The sequence below is a fragment of the Dyella sp. genome (genome assembly GCF_036568765.1).
Taxonomy (GTDB): domain Bacteria; phylum Pseudomonadota; class Gammaproteobacteria; order Xanthomonadales; family Rhodanobacteraceae; genus GSA-30.
In genome coordinates, this window is sequence record NZ_DATCRY010000234.1 from 1 (window position 1) to 3,059 (window position 3,059).

At 61.0% G+C, this 3,059-nt stretch carries 3 protein-coding genes and 1 pseudogene; all 4 read right to left on the reverse strand.

The genetic code is table 11. The features are described from left to right. Nucleotides 1–95: 95 nt before the first annotated feature. Entirely contained in the window at nucleotides 96–716 is a 621-nt protein-coding gene (locus VIM98_RS15910) for a GIY-YIG nuclease family protein (RefSeq protein WP_331994090.1), read from the reverse strand. Beyond that, entirely contained in the window at nucleotides 713–1,459 is a 747-nt protein-coding gene (locus tag VIM98_RS15915) for an N-acetylmuramoyl-L-alanine amidase (protein WP_331994091.1), read from the reverse strand. Before VIM98_RS15915 ends, VIM98_RS15910 begins: the two co-directional genes overlap by 4 nt. A gap of 134 nt (nucleotides 1,460–1,593) precedes the next feature. Beyond that, a complete protein-coding gene (locus tag VIM98_RS15920) occupies nucleotides 1,594–2,454 on the reverse strand; it encodes an alpha/beta hydrolase (protein WP_331994092.1) in 861 nt (286 codons plus the stop codon). A 269-nt stretch (nucleotides 2,455–2,723) separates the two neighbouring features. Then, nucleotides 2,724–3,059: pseudogene (locus VIM98_RS15925) on the reverse strand (ShlB/FhaC/HecB family hemolysin secretion/activation protein); the annotation flags it as partial.

Genomic DNA, 3,059 nt, shown 5'->3' on the forward strand with positions numbered 1-3,059 from the left:
CGCACCGGCCAACCGCGAGCGCACCGAGGAGGCGGACGATACCGAACTTCAAACTTATCGTTGTCCCGTCTGCGAGGACGTTTCGATATTTCGCATCAGCTGACCGCCGAATCGCGCGGCCCGTGCGTGTACCAGGCAAGCAAAGCGGGAGGCAGCAAATCGCCCAACGGTAGTTCCAGCGCCCAGCACATATCCAGCAGATCGAGCAGGGCGCGTTGCACCGGCTGGCGGGGGTCGCCATGAAACCGTTCGTATTCCACGGCATCGAGCAGATGCGCCGTTCCAGCGTAGAGCCAGTCCGCGCGTTCGGTCAGCAGTGCGCGAAGCCACGGTCGCAGCGGTTCGTAGAGGCGATGACCGCCTGCGTCGGCAAGAGCATGGGCTAATGCGCGCACTTGGGGATCGATGCCGCGATACCACTCCGTATAGCCCGCCGCTGCCTCGCGGACAACGAGAGGTGCCGGTGCACGATGTTCCGGCCATGTTTCGATGAAGCACCTCTCGATGCGGCGAGCAGCGCTCACGCGCTCCACTTCGATAAGCAAGCCACGGTCGAGATCGAAGAAATCGTAGAACTGCCGATGCAGTGTGCGGAATCGTGTAAATGGATCGCGCGAAAACCCAACTTTAAGGAGGTCTTCGCCCTTGCAGGGCAAGACATAGACATAGGCACGTCCGCGCGACGCAAAGCGCGGATACGGCACGTCATCGTTCACTGCATGGCGCCGAGCTGGCGCGTCAACGCATAGAGTACGCGCAGATCCTGCGGATCCAGCGTCGTTCCGTCGATACCGCGAAAATGACGGTGAAAAGCTCGTACAGCAGCGTCGCGATTGCCCAAGGGGTAGCCGACCGTGGCCAATGCCAGCCACGGATCGAAGCCAGGTGGCGGATCGATCAGCGGTAACGCCGGCCACAGTCCGAAGCCGGCATTGGCAAGACGCTGCCACGGAAATTGCAGGCCGGGATCGTTCTTGCGATCCGGAGCGAGATCCTCGTGACCGATGATCTGTGTGCGCGGAATACGCCAGCGTGCCGTGAGATCGTCCAGTAGCCGTAGCAAGCTGGCGATCTGCGCATCGGGGTAGGGCGATTGTGCGTCGTTATCCAACTCGATACCGATCGATGCGGAATTCACGTCAGTGATGGTGCCCCAGTGCCCGGCGCCGGCATGCCAGGCTCGTTCCTCGTCAGCTACCAATTGGTAAATCGTGCCATCGTTGCCTACCAGGTAATGTGCGCTTACAGGCCCGCCGCTGTTACGCGTGCGCAAAGTGTCCAGGCTGGCCTGCGCCGAACGCTGCTCGGTGGCGTGCAAGACAATCAGCACCGGTCGACGTATGTCGTGATTGGGCGAAGGCACCCAGCGTGCCAGCGGATTGCGCGCGGGTTGCTGTGCGCATCCGGCGAGGACCAGCAAAACGGCGAGAAGCGCAAGTCGGAAGAGGGGCGTGCTCATATCCGCATTCTAAGCCGCATACAGGGAGACGAATATGAGAAGCACGCCAAATCCCTTGCCGTCGCCCCGGCGCAGACCGGGGCCTGGAGGCTTTCACCGGCAAAGCGAGTTCGAGATACCGCTGCTCGCAGCGCTCATTGCTCATAGACACTCGTATCCATGGCCCAAGCATCTGGCGGATTCGACGAGGCGCCACCGTTGCTTGCCGTGGTTGTATCGGCGCCGTTAGCGGCGGCTTCGATCAATCGCGCTACCGCTTGCGGCTGCGACTCATACACCGAGTGGCTTGCACCCTTGGCTTCCACGGTGTGGCTGCCGGCTCGCTTGGCATACATGCGTTCCAGGTCCGGACTGATGATGCGGTCGGATTGCGCAACCATGTACCAGCTCGGCTTCGTCTTCCAGGCAACATTCTGTACGGGTGTAGTGAAGACCTTCGCTGCGGTGGGCATCTGCGACTGCGCTTCGAACTCCGCCTGCGCAGCGGGCAGGTCGGCTGCGAAATCCCGATAGAAACGCGCCGGGTCCAGATACAGGAAATCGTCCGCCGTTTTCACCGGCTTCTGCGCCAGCGCCGGGAATCGCTTGCCGTTCCCCGCTTCGGTCTCACCTACATCCGGTGCATGCGCGGCGATGTATACCAGCGCCTTTACCTTGGGATCGATACCCGCTTCGGTAACGATGGTGCCGCCATAACTATGGCCGACCAGCACGACCGGACCGTCGAACGTATCGATCGTGCGCTTGGCGGCCTGTACATCGTCTTCGATCGATGTCAGCGGTTCCTGCACCAGTTTCACGTTATAGCCATCGCGCACCAGGATGTCGTACACGGGACGCCAGCCGGATCCATCGACGAACGCGCCATGCACCAAGGCGATGTTCTTGATCGGAGCTGGCGCGGCGTGACCGGCTGCGGCGGCTATCGCGGCGGACAGGGCGACGCCGAGCAGTGCGAAACGGCGGGTCGGCAGGGAAGGGGCGAGCTTGTTCATGGGAAAGGTCTCCTGGCTTGGGGTAGGGGTAGCGATGCCAGGACGGGACGAGTGGTCCCGTGTTGGCGTCGTCGAAGGAGATTTCGTCGACATCACAAAAAAGGTTTCACTATCAATGATTTATTGCTTTCTGCGATCGCTTTTAGTGCGATTGCCAATGAATCGACGGCAGAGATCCTGCGAGCTCGCTGGAATTTCTAGCGCGTGTATACGAAAAAAAAACCGGCAGCTTTCGCTGCCGGTCGTAACTGCGCACCGCAAAGTCGCAGTTAATAAAACGCCTTCTCCACCTGCACCCAGAAGCGCGTCTTGGTGTTGACATTACCGAGCACGACCGGCGTGCTGCCGATCGGCTTGGCTACGCTGGCGTTGACAGTCCAGTTGTCGGTAGCCGCCCAATGCAGCCCCAAGCCAGCGCTGCTGACGCGACCGCTGTTGACGCCGTCGATGAAGGGATTCTTGTAGATCTGCGCACGCCCGGTATCGGCAAACAACGCCACCTGCCAGTGACCCGGCAGCTTCGGCAAGTTGAAGTCGTGGCGGAATTCGGCGGTGATGAGGTTACCTTGTGAACCGGCCAGCACGCCGACGTCGTAACCGCGCAC